The following is a 17,133-nucleotide window of genomic DNA, read 5'->3' on the forward strand; positions in this document are numbered from 1 at the left end:
ACGCCATTCTTATTTAGGGAATGGCGTTTTTATCGTATGAATAAGGGGATTTTGTATCAAAGTAAAGTGTATTTGATACTTTTATTAATGCAATGGGTGGTGCAGATGCAATGGTGGAGGGATGAGCCAGCCTTTTGATTTGTTTAGGCGTAATAATTTTGCCCCAAGCTGTGCCTTAGCTGTATGGAATTGACCATACATCATTCCGATATCTTCTCGCATTGTCATACCCATAGCCTGACTGCAAGCAACTAAACCGGCAGCGACATCTACAGATAATGCTGCACTTATTTCAGGATCATTGAATCTTGCTCCTGGCGGGATGTTTTCAATTCGTGCTTCAGGACGTTCTGGTGGTGCAGGAGGAAGTCCAACTCCATTTAATTTAAGGATTTTTTCTAATTGTTTAACTTCTTCTCGAGCAAATTGAACAAAGTCTTCAATTATTTTTTTCAAGTCGTGGTCACCGGCATGATTATAAAAAGTCTGATACCCGGCAATCATACTGTAACCTGCTGCTAAACTTGACCAAATGTTAAAAACTTCTCCATAATGTAACGGTTCATCTTTTGGGTTACCCGTTAAAATTCCCATCATTACACTTCCTTTCAAAATTAGGTGGATTTCATACAACGGTAGTATGAGCAATTAAAGTGTTTTAATTCATTAATAAATGAGAAAAAAATAATGCACGTTACCTGATTTTGAATGGTGAAGCGAACAATTCACTAATAGATTGAATAGATCCGCTTAATTTATAAATGACAAAAAAGTAAGACGCTTGCTAATGAATAAAATAGCAAACGCCTTACTTGAATTGATTTTTATGTATAAAGTGGTAATTCAATCAGTAACGAATAGTGTTGAAGTAAACAGGATTTACTTCAACTCGTTAATGATATAAAGCTAATTTTATAAATCAGTTAGTAGGACCTTGAACTCGTTTAAAAATATCTTTTTCGATCTCTTCTTTTGGCTTTTTAAGCGCAATTTCCAACACATCTAATATAATAGTTGAGAGTTGCTGTAAAATTTGGGAGTCTTGAGATGTAATTTTTTTCTCGTCTTTTTGTAATTCCAAATCTTTTCGTAGGAGTGTATTCATTAACTGGGCAGCTTCTAGATGATTATTCGCACTTAAGATTTCTGCGTGATTTCTTTGACGGTTTGTACTACGGTCATTCCATTCGCTTGGTTCATTCGAAAAACAATCCATAATTTGAACAGCTTCATCATAGCTCAATATTTTTTCAAGTTGTGAGTTTTTACTCTCAACAGGATGATACAGTGTTACTCCAGGTCTAATTTTAGATTGCATAACATAGTAAAGCATAGGTTCACCTGTGAAGTTTTGTTCTACAATACCATCAATCTGGCAAATTCCATGGGATTTATAAAACGTTAAGTCACCAATTTTATACATATATACGCCTCCGGACAAAGTTATACTTTTTATAATAAAGTATTCTACCATTTAAGTCAACTAAGTTGACTTAAATGCCCTATTAGTATCATGAACTTGAATTAATATATTAGCTTTAGTATGATGCTTGAGACTATTTAAGAATTATGTTGATAGAAAGAAGGGGGAGAAGCAATGATTGACTTTATAGAATTATTGTATCGCCAACATAAACAGTTACGCCAAAAGGCAGAAATTATGTGGAATGAAAATAATGACCTTCATATAACGAGTTCGGAATGGTTTGTACTGAAAAACATATATGAGGGCTATGTAACGGTACCCGAATTAGTGAAACAGTTAGACATTTCAAAGCAAGGGGTTCATAAATTTGTGACTTCCTTACAAGAAAAAGAATTAATTACGACCGAATTAATAAAAGGCTCGAAAGTACAAAAGATGGCTCATTTGACCGAAAAGGGTGTCGTTATTTTTAATGAAAGTAAAAAGATGGAGCTTGAAATAGAAAAGATGGTAAGGAATACGATCGGGGATAAAGAATATGAACTGCTGCTGGAAATGCTCAAAAAGCCGCTCCTTAAAGTTTAATTCCGATTATTTCAAACTGAAGACAACTGAAAAACCGCACGAAAGAATATTTCCTTCATGCGGTTACTTTAATATGTTTTAAATCTTATTTAAAAGAACCTTCAAATACAATTTCGTTTAAGGGACGTCGACCTGATGGTGTTTCACGTGCCTGTAATTCAGGAGACAGCATTTCTTTATCACCTTTGTAGCCAATTGCTATTGCTAAATGCACATCAAACGTATCCGGAATGTTAAATGCTTCTTTTGCTACATCTTTATGAATACCGCTCATTGGGTGTGTGATTAAACCTTCCTTCGCTGCCTGAAGTGACAGGAAGCCCCATGCTGTCCCTGCATCAAACTCATGTGAGCCCTTTGTATTGTCAGAAACGACTAATACTAAAACAGGTGCACGTTTTGCCCATACTAAGTTACCTTCCACTAATACGGGATGGAATTTTGCTAAATCCTCTTCTGTTTTCGCTACGATAAAACGCCAAGGTTGGTTGTTGCCTGCTGAAGGGGCCCATCGCGCTGCTTCGAATAGACGGTTTAATACATCTTCGGCAACAGGTGTGTCTGCATAGGCGCGTGGTGACCAACGATTTAAAAATACTTCAGAAATGTCGTGTTCCGCTGTTCGAAATTCTTTTGCTTGTAATACCATGAAATAAATCCTCCTAGTTCTATGTAATACATCTCCTATATTAACCAACACTAAAATATAATTGCAAACAAAATGCTTACAAAAAGTAAGTAAATGATTTTTGGTTAGTTAATGTGGATAAATAGCAAAAATATGCGTCTATCCATAAATAATTGATGAAGCAGATAAAATTGAGTTTATAGTAGACAAATACGTTTTTTTGCTATATACTAAGGTCAATGAGATAGTTATAAGACATTAAATTCACCTATTACAAAAAGTATTTCGTGGTTTAGTTGGTACTTTTTGTAATATGTGAATTTTTTTCTTTTTGAAGAATTGCGATCTTATTAAATTTAATTAATTGGAGGTCATTTAAATGACACAAGGTACAGTAAAATGGTTTAACTCAGAAAAAGGTTTCGGTTTCATCGAAGTTGAAGGCGGTTCTGACGTATTCGCTCACTTCTCAGCTATTCAAGGTGAAGGTTTCAAAACTCTTGAAGAAGGTCAAAAAGTTGAGTTTTCAGTAGAAGACGGTCAACGTGGACCACAAGCTACAAACATCGTAAAACTTTAATTTTAATGATGTAACGATATAAGAGGGATCCTTTCATTAGGATCCCTCTTTTTTAATTATATTTTAGACAAAAAATAAAGCAGTTCAAATTTATGGGGAAGTAAAATTTGAACTGCTATTAATTTTGCTTATTTTTTAAAGTTTAGCCGACTAAGTTATGTTTGACTACTTCATAAGCTTGGCAAATATTTTTGTAAGCATCTTTATGCTCAGCAATCATTTCAACTGCAATTTCATATAAGTCAGAGGAGTCTGTTGTAACTAAATCGTTTAGTACTGCAGCTTCCATTTTTTCTACATATGATAAAATTTCTGTATTCATCATTTCATCTCCGAATCTGTTTGTTGTTACTCTTAATATACAGTAAACAGACGTCTGACTTCAAAGGGGATGGGGGTGAAAAAGGGTAAAACTTTTAAAGTTTGACGATAAAATGAACTCAACAAATTTTAGCTCTTTGAAAGCGTTTTTCTAATAATTATCTAAATATTACATAAAAAACTGTTTCAAAAGAGTTCTTCTGAAACAGTTTTTTAACATCTATAGGTTTATTACATCGGAAAACACGGCATCCATACCAAGTGATTCCATTTGCCGGGCTATTGCTGCATCATTTACTGTATAAGTTCTGACGACCATTCCGTTTTTAATTGCTTGCTGAACAATTGAGCGCATCCCGTAGTAATAGGGGATATGTATCGCATCAGCACCTAGCTTCTCTACATATTCTTCTAAATTTACGATAAGCGAAGCGAATAGCAGTGCGGTTTTCACATTTGGCATGATTTGCTGGAAACGCGCAATGCTTTCATGATTGAATGAAGAAATAATAACACGGTCTTCTAAATTAAAAGCATGAATTTCATTTGCAATGAGTGGTTCAATCCCGGGGTATTCAAAAATATCAGACTTTATCTCGATATTAATTTGAAAGGGGGTTGATTTAAAAACAGCCAAAGTTTCCGCCAATGTAGGTATTTTTTGACCTGCAAACTCCGGAGTAAACCAGGAGCCATAATCGAATGCTCGCAGCTCTTCCAGTGTCATATCCTTCACATAGCCTTTACCTGTAGATGTACGGTCAATCGATTCATCATGAATAACGACTAACTGGTTGTCCTTTGTTAAATGGACATCAAATTCAACTCCCCAAATATCCATCTTTGCAGCTTCCTGAAAAGCGATCATCGTATTTTCGGGGTACTTGGCACTGTAACCACGGTGAGCGAGAATCTTCATTTCATTCACTTCTCCTATTTTTCGCAAGCAATCCCGCCTTTATCGCGATCACTTTTTTCATTTAATTTGTAAAGCTCTGCTGATACAAAAGGTTTAAATTTTGTTTTGCCGCCTTTATTCGTTGTTTTTGCGTCTTTCGCAACGCCGCCCTTATAATTCTTATTTAATTCTGTGCAGTTTTTATAAGCGACTGCTTTTGTTTTTGTAGCTGCCTCTGCTTCTATTGCCGTAAACGAGAAACCGCTAATTAAAACAGCTCCCATTAATAATCCCGAAATATACTTTTTCACTGAAAAAAACCTCCACAAACAGTATTTTCCAGTATTTTACCATAAAAAAAAGCGAATTCACAAGGGAGGTAGTGAATTCGCTTTGGACTAACCCATAATATTATAACCGCTATCGATATAAATCGTTTCGCCTGTCACACCGCGGGATAGATGGCTTAACATCACAATTGTCATGTCAGCTACTTCTTCCTGATTTGTGTTGCGTTTTAACGGAGAAGTTTCTTCGATTTTATGCAGGATCTGGTTGAAGCTTGGAACACCTTTTGCTGCCAATGTACGGATCGCACCAGCAGAAATGGCATTTACACGAATATTATCCGCACCGACATCTGCTGCTAAATAGCGCATTGATGCTTCCAATGCGGCTTTCGCAACGCCCATTACATTGTAACCATCAAGAACACGCTGTGCACCTAAATAAGACATCGTAACGATAGAACCACCTTCAGTCATATAAGGTTTTGCAGCTTTTGTTACAGCAATCAGCGAATAGGCACTTGTATCTTGTGCAAAGGCATAGCCATCGCGTGTTGTTTCGACGAATCGATTGTGCAGGTCTTCGGCATGTGCGAAGGCAACAGAGTGGATAATGCCATGAATTACTTTAAATTGCTCACCGATTTGATTGAAGGCTTTTTCAATGCTTTCGTCACTGTTTACGTCACATTCAATAACTGTTGCATTGTGCTCTTCGTAATTTGTTAAAAGCTTTTCGATTTTCCCTTTTGAACGTTCTTTGCGATATGTGAAAATAACATTTGCTCCGACATCAAATAGTCGTTTTGCGATGCCCCAAGCAATACTGCGCTCATTGGCAACACCCATTACGACAATATTTTTCCCTTTTAATTGCAATAAATCCATAACGACACCCCTAAAATGATTAGTTAATATTAGTACCTACTACTAATATTAACTATAACATCTCGATTATAGATTCGCAATGAGAAAAAAGAGCAAAATAAAAAACGACCCTTTGAAAGGAATCGTTTCGTATGTTTGTATACTATTCGAATTTTAATGAGTCGCCGTCAAATGTTTCATCTGCAACTTTAATAGAGTCTGTTGGACAGCCTTCAAATGCATCTTGCATATCTTCTAGTAGATCTTCTGGAACTTCAGCAGTACCCATGTTATCATCTAAAATAACGAAAGCGATTCCTTCATCATCATAATCATAAATATCCGGTGCAGCAGCGCCACAAGCGCCACAAGCGATACAAGTATCTTTATCTACGATAGTATATTTTGGCATTGTTACCTCTCCTTTATCCGTTCGTTTCCATAAAGCTCTTACTTATTCTAATGGTGTTTTCGGCACTTTTCAACCTAATACTACGAAAATGAGGGATTTGATATGCTAATCCAACAAATTCTTTTAAAAATTTTACATACTTTTCAGCAGGAACGGACAGTTTCAGCCGCCTATCATTTATTGAAAGGAAAGCGGTCAGGGCAGACAATTCATGATGTGGGACTCTTTAATTTATATTCCTACTTTGGGCTGCTCCCAAAACTAGCTCGTCATAAATTTGATGAGCAAATTGATCTCATGTTTGCCAAGAATATTATTATAATAGAGGAAAACGGTTTTTATACAATGACCGAACAAGGAAAACAACTTGCTTCACAACCTGTGCCTCTTTCTTTTGATGGCTGGCATTACCGTGGCAATGAGCACGTGTTTTACGGCAGGCTTTCGCTTATTATCCAAAGTCTGTCACATCAGCTCCATCATAAAAAAGCGTTTATACCGATTGAAAAAAATGAACAGACACAGCAATGGGTACGTCAATTTTTAGTGCGTCACCATTATCAGAACGGCTTGCTGCAACAAGCAATTTACACTGAAATGACGGCAAGTTTATCCGAAATTGCAATCGAAGAAAACATGAAAGATATACTCATGTATCGATTAACCGGCTATAATGAACCGGGATTTACGTGGCAGCAACTTGCATTTGGCTATAATATGCAGGAAATGGATGTTCAACTGCACTATATAAGCGCATTGCATACTTGGTTGAACGAATTGTACCGTGAAAAAACAAAATACCCGATATTAAATGAAATTATGCAAAATATTCGTGTGGAAGTAGTGTTGACTGCTTCGGCAAACTCAACCGCCCAGTTATACAGAGCGGGGAGAACATTGGAAGAAATCAGCCATATTCGTCGATTGAAAATGAGTACGATTGAAGATCATATTGTCGAACTGGCTATGAATGAACCAAACTTTTCGATTGAGCCATTTGTAACAAGTGAAGAACAAAAACAAATTCTGGATGCAGTTGAAGACTATGATACAAAACGATTAAAAACATTGAAGGAATTAATGCCGCAGCTAAGCTATTTCCAACTTCGGCTAACGTTGGCGAAAGGAGCGACCCCTACATGAATTTACAAAGTGCCTTAAAGCAACATTTTGGATATGATGCATTCCGGCCAGGGCAAGAAGAGATCATTAAAAATATAATGGCTGGCAAGGATGTTGTTGCCATTTTACCGACCGGCATGGGGAAATCCCTTTGTTACCAGCTGCCGGGCTATTTATTTCAAAAACCGGTTCTTATTGTGTCGCCGCTTTTATCGCTTATGCAAGACCAGGTCGATCAATTAAAGCAAATGGGAGAAAAACGGGTTGTGGCATTGAATTCCTTTTTAACTCCAGACCAGAAAAGATATGCCCTTCACTATTTGGAAGAGTACCGGTTTATTTTCGTATCTCCTGAAATGCTGTTGCAGCCTCAAGTAAAGGCGAGAATCCAGGGAATGGAACTTTCGTTAATTGTTGCGGATGAAGCACATTGTATTTCACAGTGGGGATTTGATTTTCGTCCGGACTATTTAAGGATTGGCGAAATATTATCGGAATCGAAGCGTCCGCCTATACTTGCGTTATCAGCGACAGCAACAGATACGGTTTTGGCGGATATCCAATCCTATTTAAAAATGAATTCACCTTTTCACTATATGCACGCTGTAAACAGGGGAAATATTCATCTAGTTAAAAAGCTGTTCTCAGAGCGTGAGGAAAAGATTGAATGGATTATTGAGCATGTTAAAAATACTGCCGGCCCGGGCATAATTTATACGCAATCCCGGTCAAAAGCAGAGACGATCAGTTTACAGCTTCTACAGCAAAATATTTCGGCGGCAGCTTATCATGCAGGGAAGGAAGCGCAGGACCGTCAGTTTATACAGCAGCAATTTTTAGCCGGTCAGCTTGAATGGATTGTTGCGACAAATGCATTTGGTATGGGTGTCCACAAAGAGAACGTCCGTCAAGTCATTCATGAAACAATGCCTGCAACGTTGTCTAATTATATGCAGGAAATTGGGCGGGCAGGTCGCGATGGCAAAAAAGCAGTTGCGTTTTTGTTATATTGTGATGGTGATGAGCAATTTGCAAAATTTATCGCGTCAGAAGATTTGCCTAAAAATATACATGTGGACCGCTTCACAGAAGTGATAGCTGCCGGGGAACAGCCGCAGTCATTACTTGCAAACGGTGAAATGTCGGAAGTGGTTTTCCGTGTTTTAAGTTATTGGCTGGCGCGCGAATCAGCCGAGGAAGTAAAGAACCGGATGCTGAATTTACAGATTAAGAAATTTGAAGAAGTTCAGCTTGTATTAAAGCTTATTGAACATTCGGATTGTATGCGAAAACAAGTCGTTCGGTACTTTGGTCAGCAATTAACGAAGCAGCAGGAAAATTGCTGTTCCAACTGTGGAATCGACCTGTCTCAGCTTGTTGAAGAGAGAGATCTTTCAAAAACTATGATTAAAATGACAAATTGGCAACACCGTCTCAAGAAAATATTGTTAATAAACTCTTAATCTACTATCGAACCGTTTACTTTTATGTAGAAATTGGTCATAATAAAGTTATAATTTTTAGTAGTTGGAGGGGTGCAGGCCATGACAAAAGAAGATTACCGGGAGAAGGTAGAGGAGCATCGTCAAGAGATTGACCTACATAACGAGTCAGGTACAAAAATGTCACGTGTTAGCCGACATCGAAAGAAAAACGGAAAAAAACAAACAAGTCCAATTATGACGGTTTTAACAGTTGTCTTAATTTTTATTCCATTAGTTATTTTAGCTTATGTGTGGCTGATCTATGAACCGAACACATCTGCAAGTGAAAACGTAAATGTGGATAAGAAGGACGACTTAGTAGTGGAGATTCAAAAACAGGATCCAAAAACACAGCCATCTGCTACTGACGATGACGAAGAAAAAGAAGAAACAAATGATGACAATACGGACGAAGTGGATGAGGCTAAAGCTAAAGCAGAAAAAGAAAAACTAGCTGCTGAAGAAGCGAAAAAAGCGGAAGCACGAATCGCAAAAGAAAAAGCTGAAAAAGAAGCAGCGGAAATAAAAAAGGCGGAAGAAGCACAGAAGGCAGCAGCGGCTAAAGCTAAAGAGCAGGAAGCGAAGAAAAAAGCTGCTCAGGAAGCGGCTAAAGCACAGCAAAAAACACATACTGTACAATCGACTGACAATTTATACCGCATTGCATTAAAGTACTACGGTAATGGTAGTCCTGAATATGTTAATAAAATAAAAGCTGCCAACAATTTATCATCCGACAGTATTTCAACAGGGCAGGTTTTAGTAATTGTTCCATAATTTTTTCTAACTTGTATAACGACTAGTAAAAAGACGAACCGTTCCGGCTCTCGTCTTTTTCTTTATGAAAGAAATTTATTATTTTAGCAAACTTAATAATACTGCGTAAAATAGTGGTTATCAAAACATTAATTCAGGCTATTGTATAATTAGTCTTTTTTGAATTGGAGGACCGTGTATGGTCATAATAAGTATTATCGGAATCGCCTGTATTTCAGTGCTTCTCTATATGTATAAAGAAGCCCATGAAAATAATATCCGGTCACATGAAGTGAAAGCAAATGGCGATAGTGAAACAATCCGACTATTTTTTATATCGGATACGCATGCGCGCAAAATTAATGAGGCGATGATTGATTCGATTGATCAAAATATACAGGCTGTCCTCATAGGGGGAGATTTTGTCGATTGTCGGACTTCTGAAGAAACATTGCTTCATAATATACGTATGCTCAAAAAACTTGGTCCTACCTATTTTATATGGGGGAATAATGATATTGAATTCGGTGAACGAAAGCTGCGTCAACTGCTGGAAGACCATCATATTCAAATTATAGAGAATGGGTCAATCAAGCTCGAAGGCAAAAATAATATGTCAGTCAGCGCGGTTTCATATCGTCCCGGGGATCAGAATATCCAGCGTGCAATCGTGCAATGCGAAGAAAAGAACACAGTTTTCATTGCACACAATCCGGAGTTGTTCGGCAAAGTGCATAGGGAGTTTCAGCCACTGCTCAGTATTGGGGCACATTTACATGGCGGACAAATTCGCCTTGGGAAATTTGGACTGCAGCCACACGGATATTTTAAAAAAATCAAAAACCGCTATGAACTTGTCAGTAACGGGTATGGTACGACTCTTGTCCCGTTGCGCCTCTGCGCTAAGCCTGAAAGTCATATTATTACAATAAAATTTGAGCAAGATGTATTGAAATGAGGAAATAGGATTTATAGGAATTGGAATAAGGAGATGTTAGTATGCAAAAGGTAGAAGCAATCATTGTTGGTGGAGGTCCTTGTGGATTAGCTGCAGCGATTGAACTACAAAATATCGGATTGTCGCCAATCATTATCGAAAAAGGTAATATTGTCAATGCGATTTACAATTATCCGACACATCAGACTTTTTTTAGTACGAGTGAAAAGCTGGCAATCGGTGATGTGCCATTTATTATTGAGCAACGAAAACCGAAACGCAATCAGGCACTTGTCTATTATCGCGAAGTGGTGAAGGCAAAAAAACTTCATGTTAATCGTTTTGAATCAGTAAAAAGTGTTAAAAAGACGGACGGTTTATTTCATGTGCAGACAGATAAAGAAAGCTATGAAACACCGTACGTAGTCATTGCAACCGGCTATTACGATCATCCGAACTATTTGAATATACCGGGGGAAAACTTGCCTAAAGTCCATCATTATTTTAAAGAAGGACACCCGTTTTTCGATTTGAATGTGCTTGTAATCGGCGGTAAAAACTCTGCAATCGATGCAGCATTGGAGCTCAATAAGGCAGGTGCACATGTGACAGTCATTTATCGGGGCAATGATTATTCCCCAAGCATTAAGCCTTGGGTATTGCCGGAATTTTTAGGTCTTGTCCGAGAAGGCGAAATTACAATGCACTTTAATACAGAAGTAAAAGAAATTAAAGAAAACGAAGTCATTGTCGAAATTGAGGGACAAACACAAACAATCGCTAATGATGTCGTATTTGCAATGACCGGTTATCATCCTGATCATCGCTTTATCCGTGAAATGGGCGTCGAGATTGATGAACAGACAGGAAGACCGACATTTGATCCTGAAACTATGGAAACAAATGTAGAAAATTTATTTATTGCCGGTGTCATTGCTGCAGGAAATAATGCTAATGAAATCTTTATAGAAAACGGCCGCTTTCATGGGAATATGATCGCTCAAAAAATATCTCGTCAAACTACATAAGGGGTGAATGTTGTGAAGAAAAAAGTAGTGCTGATTACGACAGGTGGAACGATTGCGAGTACACGCAATAAGAAAAACAAACTGGAGTCCGGTAAGCTCGATGGCCAAGCCATTTTATCGATGTGCCAGCTTGAAAATGAGATGGATATTGAATTGATTGATTTATATCAGATTCCATCGATGCATATGACATTCGAAAATTTAAATCTACTGAATCAAACGGTCAAAAATGTATTTAAAGATCAAACGGTGAGCGGAATTGTCATTACACATGGTACGGACAGTTTAGAGGAGACGGCCTACTTTTTAGAGCTGACAATTCATGACGAACGTCCGGTAATTGTAACAGGTTCACAAAAATCACCTGGCGATATTGGTACAGATGTTTATTCCAATCTGCGTAACTCCTTATTGGTTGCTTCAAATGAAGAGGCAAAAAATATTGGGGTGTGCGTTGTCTTTAATGAAAAAATCATTCATTCCAAATACGTAAAAAAAATGCACTCATCAAGCATTAACGGTTTTGGTTCAATCGGCTACGGGATGCTGGGTTTTATCGATAATGATGAGGTCATCATTTATCAGAAGCCAACCCATAAAGAAGTATACGAAAAAAAAGAAAGCTATCCTGCTGTTGAAATTGTATTTGCCTATTTAGGGGCAAGCTCTATTATTTTGGACGCCCTCTACGAAGCAAATGTTGAAGGTGTGGTGCTAGTCGGTGCCGGCCGAGGACAAGTTGCCCCGAAAATGATGGATGCGATCGAAAAGCTTTGTCAAAAAGGAACGAAAGTTGTATTAACCACTTCGACTGAAGAGGGACGTGTTTTCCCGACATACGATTATTACAGTAGTGCAAATTACTTGAAAGATACCGGTGTCATTATGGGCGGGGACTTTGATCCGAAGAAAGCACGTCTGAAGCTCCTGTTGATGATTGCAAACGGTAATACGGATTTTGATACATTTATGCATTAATTATAAAAACTCGGCAGTAAATTAGCCGAGTTTTTATATTTTCTAGACAAATATTGGGTATGCTACACTGCTATGAAAAAAATAGTGCTATACTAATTAAGAGTCGAGAATCGAAAGGAGCCGGCATGATGTTTATACTTTTATCAGCAGCGATTGCGCCGGGTTTAGCCCTTTTAAGCTACTTTTATTTACGCAATGAGATGGATACCGAGCCACGGCGTACACTTATGCATTCTTTCATATATGGCGGGGTTATTACATTCCCCGTTTTATTTATACAGTTCGTAATTAAAGAAGAACAGACATTTTCGAATCCCTTTTTTATCAATGCTGTATTTACCAGTTCGATAGAAGAATTCGTAAAATGGCTCATTATTTTAGCGGTAATTTTACGTCATTTTGAGTTTGACGATCCGTATGACGGTATTTTGTATGGTGCAGCAGTTTCATTGGGCTTTGCTACTGTGGAAAACGTCCTCTATTTATTATCATTCGGAATTGATCAAGCTTTTATGCGAGCGTTATTGCCGGTATCGAGTCATGCACTGTTCGGTGTAGTAATGGGTTACTATTACGGAAAAGGGAAGTTTTCAAGTGACGAAATACAGAAGAAATACATTGCGCTTGCCCTCTTTGCTCCTATAGGACTTCATATTATGTATAATTCAATTTTAATGTTAGAAGAATACTTTATGTATGCGATGCTGCCGTTTATGTTGTTTTTATGGACTTTTGCATTGCGCAAAGTAAAGCAGGCACACGAACATCTAATTGAACATTTATCCCGCAGCAATCATTTATAAAAGGTTTGTTACAAATATTTTTGTAGCAAACCTTTTTCTATGTAAAAAACGGATTAGCAAACTCAAAATAAGTGAAGAAAATATTTTCTATAGACATAAAAAAGCAACTTTACAATGTATAAACTTTTCAATTTTCTCCATCCTACTGAAAAAGGAGTGGAAATGGCAGTGAAAAAAATCGTCTTGTTCGTATTCATTATATCAAGTAGTTTTGTAAGTCATACATTTGCATTTTCAGGTCAGGATGTGCAGCGAGGTGCATTTGGTGACGATGTAATTGAGTTACAGGCACGACTTCAATATTTAAGTTTCTATAATGGAAAAATTGACGGGAAATTTGGTTACGGAACGTATTGGGCACTTCGTAATTTCCAGGAGCAGTACGGACTACCTGTAGACGGGATTGCCGGAAGGTCGACAAAGGAAAAGCTAGAGAATAATTCGGATTTTGATAAAGCATGGGTTCATAAACAAATCAATGCAGGGAACAGCTTTACGTATTATGGCGGAATAGCGTTGGAAAATCAGGTGAAAAAAAGCGGGAATGGCGGTAAAAGTGCAAATGATACAACCTCCATGCAGCTTCCGCCAGGCTACACAGATCAGGACTTGCAAATTTTAGCGAATGCAGTATACGGGGAAGCACGAGGCGAGCCGTATGAAGGACAAGTTGCTGTTGCAGCAGTAATTTTGAATCGTCTGGAATCCCCGGAATTTCCGGATACGATTTCGGAAATTATTTTCCAGCCATTAGCTTTCACAGCGGTTGCGGACGGCCAGATTTGGCTTACACCAAATGAACGTGCCAAACAGGCTGTATTAGATGCGATTAACGGCTGGGACCCATCCGAGAATGCTTTGTATTATTTTAATCCTGTTACAGCGACAAGTGATTGGATTTGGTCTAGACCTCAAATCAAACAAATTGGTGAGCATATTTTCTGCTTATAGGCGGGGGTAAAACATGAAAAAATTTGCATATTTATTAGGTTTATTTGTCGTCATATTAGCCTTTGTTTCCTTTGATCTATTTACACAAAATAAGGATTTGGAGCGAGCTGTATATGCTACCCAGTCAAGGGACCTTTCGGCAGCGACTGAAAAATTATCGACATTGCATACAGCGGTGGAACAATCTTTACTTTTTCAGGATGAAAAAGCTTTAAATAATGAATTGGACTCAATCTGGAGGATGAGCAGTGATTTAAGAAAAACTGTCGCGAATTTACCGATCCAGGCAGAAGTACAAAATGAATGGATGCGTTATTTAGGAAAAATCGGTGATAATGCAAAACAAGCGGCCGCTACAGGAGACTATGAAAATTGGCAAAATAAAATGGGAACGGTTGCTTCCAATTTACATGCATTCGCTGAGGAATGGAATATTGCGACTGTTGCATTTTATGAAAACGATGGCAATTTAAAAAAATGGTCAACGAATCATACGACAAATCTTAAAGATTCGCCATTTATGAACGTATCGAAACAATTAAAAACATATAACGAAACCGATTTTCCATTAACAGCGAGTGAATCGGACTATGAGAAAAAGCGGGAATTACAGCATTTAAAAGATAAAAAAATTACGAAGAACGAAGCCATTCAAAAATTTAAAAACTTTTTCCCGAATATTGATGATTCGATTGTAACGGTTACGAAAAGCAGTGATGATGCACCATATCCGTTCTATCATATTCAATTTATCCACGGTTCAAAAATCGGTTATGCCGACATAACAGAAAATGGCGGTCATCTTCTTTCGTTCCTGTTAGAACGGCCGGTTAAAAAAGATGCTCGTTCACATGAAGAAATTTTAAACACTGCAAAAAGCTTTATGAATAAAGTGGGATACACGGATGTGAAGCTTTCAGAATCACGAGAAAATCACGAAGCATGGCATCTTGTGTTTACGAGAGTGCATGGAGATGATGAAGCTTTAATTTACCCGGATAGTATTCAAGTGAAAATTGCGAAGGATAATGCGGAGATTTTAGGTGTCAACGCAATGGAATATATTCAGGAAGAAAAAATTAAAGAGCAAAGCGAAGTGCCGATCGATTGGGATAAATTTTTTGCTGATCATGTAGGTGTTGAACAAGTGCAAAAAATTTATACGGGCAATGGAAATCTGGAACTTCGTAAATGCTATGAAGTTATTGCAAGGCTCGACAATAAGACGCAGGATACGTATCGTGTTGTAATTGATGCAGAAACACATGAAGTAATTAAAAACGAAAAAGTGTTTTAGTGCCATGTATCAGGTACAACGTCCAGCAAAATTAATTGTAAAAATATAGCTATATTCACATTCCTATGAGATAATAAAGTATCAATAATTTCTTATGGGGAGAGGCAAATGGAACTAAAAATTGGAACGCAACTAACGCTGGAGCCAACCTATACGGAAAGGGTCGAAAAATTTAAATGTCGTGTTGTCGATCGACAAGACAATATGATTTTTATCGATTATCCAATTAATACGGCAACTAAAAAAATCGCTTTTTTAATAGATGGCGCACAATTCCGTGCAACATTCAGTACGGAAAAAAGAGAAAGTTTCTGCTTTAATACAGAAGTTTTAGGACGTAAAGGCGGCAATGTTCAGATGATACTGCTTGCGTGTCCACCTGCTGTAGAATTTATTAAAATCCAGCGACGCGAATATGTTCGTGTAGAAACACCTGTAGATATTGCCATTGAACATGACGGACGGAAATTTCAGTTTGCGGCCGAAGACATTAGCGCTGGGGGAACATTAATTCATATCAAGTCACCCGTCAATTTTACTGACGGTGATACTGTTAAGGCTTTTGTCGTCCTGCCATTTGTAAATGGTGAAATTCGCTATGTCGAAACAGATGCGAGAGTCGTGAACATGTTCGAACGTAATGAAATGACGATGGCATCATTGAACTTCACGGATACGGATGATTATGATAAGCAGCAAATTGTCCGTTTCTGCTTCGAACGACAAGTAATGATCCGCAAAAAAGAAATGAATGAATTATAAGCGAGATTGGCTAGAACTTTGATTAGAAAGAATGCTTAAATAGAAAACGGATATTTTTACACACAGAAAAAAATGCCATTTTTCCCCGAGAAAAATGGCATTTTTGCATTATGTGCCAGCCTGTTTTAAATAACTAATACGAATGTGTTGGAAGACGGTCCGGATTGTATGGAGGGGCAGCTTTTTTTCAAAAAAATATAGCGTAAAGAAGGTAATATTTTTTTCGGTTATGATACAATAGCAACGGAAAGTAGGGAGTTAATTATGATGAAAAAAATTCAAATTGCAATTGATGGTCCTGCAGGTGCGGGGAAAAGTACCATTGCAAAAATTGTAGCCGAAGCACTTCGATTTACATATATCGACACAGGTGCAATGTATCGGGCAGTGACGTATAAAGCGATGAAAGAAAACATACAATTACATGACGCAGAAGCGATTGAAAAAATGCTGCAAGAAACGGCGATTACATTAAAACCGTCGGAGCAGGGACAACTCGTTTTTGTGGATGGACAAGATGTGTCACAGGCTATACGTTCAAATGAAGTTACGGCAAATGTTTCAGAAGTTGCAGCACATGCAAATATTCGTGAAATCCTAGTAGCGATGCAGCAAAAGCTGGCTGCGGACGGCGGGGTTGTCATGGATGGACGTGATATTGCAACACATGTATTAAAAGATGCAGAGCTTAAAATCTACATGTCTGCAACAGTTGAAGAACGTGCACATCGACGCTTCCTGGATAATGAACGCCGCGGTATTCCTTCAACAATCGAATCATTACAGAAGGAAATTGCACTGCGGGACAAGCTTGATAGTGAACGTGAAGCTTCACCGCTCATCCAAGCAGAAGATGCTTTATTTTTAGATACGACGCATTTATCAATTGATGAAGCAGCGCAGGAAATTTTGAAATTAGCGCAGCAAAAAATGCAGTAAACGCTATTAAAAAATGAAGCTAACGTACGAAATTTCTGAAAATAAAGGGTTATTTTTTGTCTTTGTAGAACT

At 37.8% G+C, this 17,133-nt stretch carries 21 protein-coding genes; 13 read left to right on the plus strand and 8 right to left on the minus strand.

All coding sequences use genetic code 11. From position 1 onward, the window contains the following. Positions 1-84: 84 nt before the first annotated feature. Both B5473_RS12935 and B5473_RS12940 read right to left on the minus strand, forming a co-directional pair. Complete coding sequence (locus B5473_RS12935; RefSeq protein ID WP_079525795.1) at positions 85-594, minus strand: DUF3231 family protein; 510 nt, start codon at positions 592-594, stop codon at positions 85-87. A gap of 325 nt (positions 595-919) precedes the next feature. After that, entirely contained in the window at positions 920-1,423 is a 504-nt protein-coding gene (locus B5473_RS12940) for a CarD family transcriptional regulator (RefSeq protein ID WP_079525797.1), read from the minus strand. A 174-nt stretch (positions 1,424-1,597) separates the two neighbouring features. On the opposite strand from B5473_RS12940, the gene B5473_RS12945 reads away from it, so the two are divergent. After that, positions 1,598-2,011 carry a MarR family winged helix-turn-helix transcriptional regulator gene (locus B5473_RS12945; RefSeq protein ID WP_079525799.1) on the plus strand — a complete coding sequence of 138 codons (414 nt, stop codon included), beginning with the start codon at positions 1,598-1,600 and terminating at the stop codon, positions 2,009-2,011. Positions 2,012-2,096: 85 nt separating this feature from the next. On the opposite strand, the gene B5473_RS12950 is transcribed toward B5473_RS12945, so the two are convergent. Then, positions 2,097-2,660, minus strand: a complete 564-nt coding sequence (locus B5473_RS12950) for a nitroreductase family protein (RefSeq protein ID WP_079525801.1) — start codon at positions 2,658-2,660, stop codon at positions 2,097-2,099. A 358-nt stretch (positions 2,661-3,018) separates the two neighbouring features. Between B5473_RS12950 and B5473_RS12955 the strand changes: the two genes are divergently transcribed. Then, positions 3,019-3,219, plus strand: coding sequence for a cold-shock protein (locus B5473_RS12955; protein ID WP_079525806.1), 201 nt, complete (start codon positions 3,019-3,021; stop codon positions 3,217-3,219). A gap of 142 nt (positions 3,220-3,361) precedes the next feature. On the opposite strand, the gene B5473_RS12960 is transcribed toward B5473_RS12955, so the two are convergent. From B5473_RS12960 to B5473_RS12980, 5 genes are all read right to left on the minus strand, one after another. Continuing rightward, a complete protein-coding gene (locus tag B5473_RS12960; RefSeq protein ID WP_254865311.1) occupies positions 3,362-3,544 on the minus strand; it encodes a hypothetical protein in 183 nt (60 codons plus the stop codon). A 216-nt stretch (positions 3,545-3,760) separates the two neighbouring features. Then, on the minus strand, positions 3,761-4,459 hold the full coding sequence (locus B5473_RS12965; protein WP_079528695.1) for a glycerophosphodiester phosphodiesterase: 699 nt from the start codon (positions 4,457-4,459) through the stop codon (positions 3,761-3,763). Between the two features lie 14 nt (positions 4,460-4,473). Beyond that, positions 4,474-4,722, minus strand: coding sequence for an excalibur calcium-binding domain-containing protein (locus tag B5473_RS12970; RefSeq protein ID WP_254865393.1), 249 nt, complete (start codon positions 4,720-4,722; stop codon positions 4,474-4,476). Positions 4,723-4,836: 114 nt separating this feature from the next. Further along, positions 4,837-5,613, minus strand: coding sequence for an enoyl-ACP reductase FabI (locus B5473_RS12975; RefSeq protein WP_079525816.1), 777 nt, complete (start codon positions 5,611-5,613; stop codon positions 4,837-4,839). A 142-nt stretch (positions 5,614-5,755) separates the two neighbouring features. Further along, complete coding sequence (locus tag B5473_RS12980; RefSeq protein WP_008404945.1) at positions 5,756-6,004, minus strand: ferredoxin; 249 nt, start codon at positions 6,002-6,004, stop codon at positions 5,756-5,758. Positions 6,005-6,106: 102 nt separating this feature from the next. On the opposite strand from B5473_RS12980, the gene B5473_RS12985 reads away from it, so the two are divergent. From B5473_RS12985 to cmk, 11 genes are all read left to right on the plus strand, one after another. After that, on the plus strand, positions 6,107-7,147 hold the full coding sequence (locus B5473_RS12985) for a helix-turn-helix domain-containing protein (protein ID WP_079525818.1): 1,041 nt from the start codon (positions 6,107-6,109) through the stop codon (positions 7,145-7,147). Next, positions 7,144-8,589: a RecQ family ATP-dependent DNA helicase gene (locus tag B5473_RS12990; protein ID WP_079525820.1), complete on the plus strand. Its 1,446-nt coding sequence runs from the start codon at positions 7,144-7,146 to the stop codon at positions 8,587-8,589. Before B5473_RS12985 ends, B5473_RS12990 begins: the two co-directional genes overlap by 4 nt. Before the next feature lie 81 nt (positions 8,590-8,670). Continuing rightward, the gene (locus B5473_RS12995) at positions 8,671-9,387 is read left to right on the plus strand and encodes a LysM peptidoglycan-binding domain-containing protein (RefSeq protein ID WP_079525822.1); all 717 of its coding nucleotides are present in this window, start codon (positions 8,671-8,673) and stop codon (positions 9,385-9,387) included. 178 nt (positions 9,388-9,565) lie between these two features. Then, positions 9,566-10,324: a metallophosphoesterase gene (locus tag B5473_RS13000; protein WP_079525824.1), complete on the plus strand. Its 759-nt coding sequence runs from the start codon at positions 9,566-9,568 to the stop codon at positions 10,322-10,324. 41 nt (positions 10,325-10,365) lie between these two features. After that, the gene (locus tag B5473_RS13005; protein WP_079525826.1) at positions 10,366-11,331 is read left to right on the plus strand and encodes a YpdA family putative bacillithiol disulfide reductase; all 966 of its coding nucleotides are present in this window, start codon (positions 10,366-10,368) and stop codon (positions 11,329-11,331) included. A gap of 12 nt (positions 11,332-11,343) precedes the next feature. Continuing rightward, complete coding sequence (locus B5473_RS13010) at positions 11,344-12,309, plus strand: asparaginase (RefSeq protein WP_079525828.1); 966 nt, start codon at positions 11,344-11,346, stop codon at positions 12,307-12,309. A gap of 128 nt (positions 12,310-12,437) precedes the next feature. Beyond that, on the plus strand, positions 12,438-13,112 hold the full coding sequence (gene prsW / locus B5473_RS13015; RefSeq protein ID WP_079525830.1) for a glutamic-type intramembrane protease PrsW: 675 nt from the start codon (positions 12,438-12,440) through the stop codon (positions 13,110-13,112). A gap of 162 nt (positions 13,113-13,274) precedes the next feature. Next, positions 13,275-14,063: a spore cortex-lytic enzyme gene (gene sleB, locus B5473_RS13020; RefSeq protein WP_139377739.1), complete on the plus strand. Its 789-nt coding sequence runs from the start codon at positions 13,275-13,277 to the stop codon at positions 14,061-14,063. A 13-nt stretch (positions 14,064-14,076) separates the two neighbouring features. Beyond that, entirely contained in the window at positions 14,077-15,360 is a 1,284-nt protein-coding gene (locus B5473_RS13025) for a PepSY1/2 domain-containing protein (RefSeq protein WP_079525833.1), read from the plus strand. 108 nt (positions 15,361-15,468) lie between these two features. After that, positions 15,469-16,122 (plus strand): flagellar brake protein, encoded by a 654-nt coding sequence (locus tag B5473_RS13030; protein WP_079525835.1) that lies wholly within the window; start codon positions 15,469-15,471, stop codon positions 16,120-16,122. 264 nt (positions 16,123-16,386) lie between these two features. Beyond that, complete coding sequence (cmk, locus tag B5473_RS13035; RefSeq protein WP_079525837.1) at positions 16,387-17,061, plus strand: (d)CMP kinase; 675 nt, start codon at positions 16,387-16,389, stop codon at positions 17,059-17,061. Positions 17,062-17,133: the final 72 nt, after the last annotated feature.

It is taken from the genome of Solibacillus isronensis (assembly GCF_900168685.1).
Taxonomy (GTDB): Bacteria; Bacillota; Bacilli; order Bacillales_A; family Planococcaceae; genus Solibacillus; species Solibacillus isronensis_A.

Excerpts from the sequence above, each read along its gene's own strand:
- B5473_RS13000 (WP_079525824.1), top strand. The coding sequence starts at position 9,566 with ATGGTCATAATAAGTATTATCGGAATCGCCTGTATTTCAGTGCTTCTC.
- B5473_RS12955 (WP_079525806.1), top strand. The coding sequence starts at position 3,019 with ATGACACAAGGTACAGTAAAATGGTTTAACTCAGAAAAAGGTTTCGGT.
- B5473_RS13025 (WP_079525833.1), top strand. The coding sequence starts at position 14,077 with ATGAAAAAATTTGCATATTTATTAGGTTTATTTGTCGTCATATTAGCC.
- B5473_RS12940 (WP_079525797.1), bottom strand. The coding sequence starts at position 1,423 with ATGTATAAAATTGGTGACTTAACGTTTTATAAATCCCATGGAATTTGC.
- cmk (WP_079525837.1), top strand. The coding sequence starts at position 16,387 with ATGATGAAAAAAATTCAAATTGCAATTGATGGTCCTGCAGGTGCGGGG.
- B5473_RS12985 (WP_079525818.1), top strand. The coding sequence starts at position 6,107 with ATGCTAATCCAACAAATTCTTTTAAAAATTTTACATACTTTTCAGCAG.
- B5473_RS12970 (WP_254865393.1), bottom strand. The coding sequence starts at position 4,722 with ATGGGAGCTGTTTTAATTAGCGGTTTCTCGTTTACGGCAATAGAAGCA.
- B5473_RS13005 (WP_079525826.1), top strand. The coding sequence starts at position 10,366 with ATGCAAAAGGTAGAAGCAATCATTGTTGGTGGAGGTCCTTGTGGATTA.
- B5473_RS12945 (WP_079525799.1), top strand. The coding sequence starts at position 1,598 with ATGATTGACTTTATAGAATTATTGTATCGCCAACATAAACAGTTACGC.
- B5473_RS12935 (WP_079525795.1), bottom strand. The coding sequence starts at position 594 with ATGGGAATTTTAACGGGTAACCCAAAAGATGAACCGTTACATTATGGA.
- B5473_RS12950 (WP_079525801.1), bottom strand. The coding sequence starts at position 2,660 with ATGGTATTACAAGCAAAAGAATTTCGAACAGCGGAACACGACATTTCT.
- prsW (WP_079525830.1), top strand. The coding sequence starts at position 12,438 with ATGTTTATACTTTTATCAGCAGCGATTGCGCCGGGTTTAGCCCTTTTA.
- B5473_RS12960 (WP_254865311.1), bottom strand. The coding sequence starts at position 3,544 with ATGATGAATACAGAAATTTTATCATATGTAGAAAAAATGGAAGCTGCA.
- B5473_RS12965 (WP_079528695.1), bottom strand. The coding sequence starts at position 4,459 with ATGAAGATTCTCGCTCACCGTGGTTACAGTGCCAAGTACCCCGAAAAT.
- B5473_RS12980 (WP_008404945.1), bottom strand. The coding sequence starts at position 6,004 with ATGCCAAAATATACTATCGTAGATAAAGATACTTGTATCGCTTGTGGC.
- B5473_RS12990 (WP_079525820.1), top strand. The coding sequence starts at position 7,144 with ATGAATTTACAAAGTGCCTTAAAGCAACATTTTGGATATGATGCATTC.
- B5473_RS13030 (WP_079525835.1), top strand. The coding sequence starts at position 15,469 with ATGGAACTAAAAATTGGAACGCAACTAACGCTGGAGCCAACCTATACG.
- sleB (WP_139377739.1), top strand. The coding sequence starts at position 13,275 with ATGGCAGTGAAAAAAATCGTCTTGTTCGTATTCATTATATCAAGTAGT.
- B5473_RS12975 (WP_079525816.1), bottom strand. The coding sequence starts at position 5,613 with ATGGATTTATTGCAATTAAAAGGGAAAAATATTGTCGTAATGGGTGTT.
- B5473_RS12995 (WP_079525822.1), top strand. The coding sequence starts at position 8,671 with ATGACAAAAGAAGATTACCGGGAGAAGGTAGAGGAGCATCGTCAAGAG.